The sequence below is a fragment of the Paraburkholderia sp. SIMBA_027 genome (assembly GCF_046535315.1).
Taxonomy (GTDB): Bacteria; Pseudomonadota; Gammaproteobacteria; order Burkholderiales; family Burkholderiaceae; genus Paraburkholderia; species Paraburkholderia tropica.
Window position 1 is genome coordinate 1 of sequence record NZ_JAWRWY010001334.1, and the last position, 246, is coordinate 246.

Annotated in this window: 1 protein-coding gene; it reads right to left on the reverse strand. The window is 37.4% G+C overall.

The features are described 5' to 3' along the window. Positions 1-97: 97 nt before the first annotated feature. Positions 98-244 carry a thioredoxin family protein gene (locus SB764_RS43500; protein WP_410867240.1) on the reverse strand — a complete coding sequence of 49 codons (147 nt, stop codon included), beginning with the start codon at positions 242-244 and terminating at the stop codon, positions 98-100. Positions 245-246: the final 2 nt, after the last annotated feature.

Consider the following 246-nt stretch of genomic DNA (forward strand, 5'->3'; position numbering starts at 1 on the left):
CCATAACTTCTTGATGATGAGAGCGTATATATCCATAAAGATAGTCGCTCCCACACCAAGTAACACAGCATCAATTAATACATTCATTTTTTAATTTTTATCTTAAACTGATAAGCATCTGCTCTAAAGCTTGTTCTGAAAGTACTCCTGAATTACGCCAGACTTCCACATTGTTTTTTAAGACCACAAAGGTCGGAACTGACCTGATTCCATATTTTACGGCGAGCTCCTGTTGTTGATCCACAT